Source organism: Butyrivibrio sp. M55 (assembly GCF_900116865.1).
Classification (GTDB): domain Bacteria; phylum Bacillota; class Clostridia; order Lachnospirales; family Lachnospiraceae; genus Butyrivibrio.
Window position 1 is genome coordinate 1 of sequence record NZ_FPCD01000037.1, and the last position, 1,221, is coordinate 1,221.

Sequence of the window (1,221 nt, forward strand, 5' to 3'; positions counted from 1 at the left end):
GTAAGCGCAAAATATTTCGACGGATATAAAACCGCCTGTTAATCCTTCATAATGAATCTGAACTATAAACTACATTTTGGTGTCACTTAAGTGGTCTATGTATAAGACTAATAGACAACACTTTGGTGTCACATCCCGGAGGTTTATTATGTCAGATTCAAGCAAAGAACAACGTAGAACACTTGATGAGTGGTACAAACTCGTCACTCAATGCCGCCAGAGCGGTCTTAGTGATGAACAGTGGTGCTTATGTAACGGCATCAAAAAGTATTCTTTATACAGTGCGATCAAGCGACTTCGTCAGAAGGCTTATGCTGTACCAAAGCCGATGCGAAACTCGCATGATGAAATACATGACCTGACACTTCCTAAACAGGACGTCGTTCAGGTAGATATCATTGATGATATCCAGCCACCAAAGGAGTATTCTCCTTCTGTGGCGCCGCACCTTGACAATTCACATACGATAGAGATAAATCTCGGAAGAGCAAATATCCGCATCAGCAACACAGTAGATCCGGTGGTTCTATCAGAAACCTTAAAGATCTTAGGAGGCCTGGCATGATTGGGGATATAACAGTTGCAGATGACATATACATTGTCTGTGGCTATACCGATATGCGTAAATCCATAGATGGTCTGTGCGCCATTGTTGAAGATAAGCTGCACATGGATCCCAGATCTCGAGCTATTTTTCTTTTCTGCGGTAGACGAGCCGATCGTCTTAAAATCCTCATGTGGGAACAGGATGGCTTTGTATTGCTATACAAAAGGCTCTCTGTTGCTCAGGGAAGATACCGTTGGCCAAGAAATAAGGATGAAGTTAGGAGTCTTTCATGGCGTGAGCTTGACTGGCTTCTTTCAGGCATCGATATTGAGCAGCCTAAGGCCATCAGAGCCTCTTAGCAAGAGCGACTCAGCTTTTGTGCACTTTTCTTAAAACTCTCTGAATCGGATTAATAATGAGTCTTTGTTTTGAGCACTTTGGCACATTTGCCGATATTAATCGTCCTGAATGTCTGATAAAATCTATATATCAGATATAAGGAGGCTATCGTGGCAAGAGATTCCAGGGAACAACAGCTTATTGAGCTGAAGGACACCGTAAAGGAACTGAATACTACCATAAAAAATCTTAACGCTCTCATAGAAGCTGCCAACAAACGTGAAGCAGAACATCTAGAAAAAGAAAAGGTTCTGCAAGAGCAGATCGAATACCTT

The 1,221-nt window shown here is 42.2% G+C and carries 2 protein-coding genes; both read left to right on the forward strand.

What is annotated here, in order from left to right:
• The first annotated feature begins 148 nt into the window (after positions 1 to 148).
• Positions 149 to 565 (forward strand): IS66 family insertion sequence element accessory protein TnpA, encoded by a 417-nt coding sequence (gene tnpA / locus BM398_RS16995; protein ID WP_092339486.1) that lies wholly within the window; start codon positions 149 to 151, stop codon positions 563 to 565.
• Positions 562 to 906 (forward strand): IS66 family insertion sequence element accessory protein TnpB, encoded by a 345-nt coding sequence (gene tnpB, locus BM398_RS17000; protein ID WP_022750595.1) that lies wholly within the window; start codon positions 562 to 564, stop codon positions 904 to 906. The genes tnpA and tnpB overlap by 4 nt, the downstream gene beginning before the upstream one ends.
• Positions 907 to 1,221 lie beyond the last annotated feature (315 nt).

Coding starts and splice junctions, on each gene's coding strand:
- tnpA (WP_092339486.1), top strand. CDS start 149: ATGTCAGATTCAAGCAAAGAACAACGTAGAACACTTGATGAGTGGTAC.
- tnpB (WP_022750595.1), top strand. CDS start 562: ATGATTGGGGATATAACAGTTGCAGATGACATATACATTGTCTGTGGC.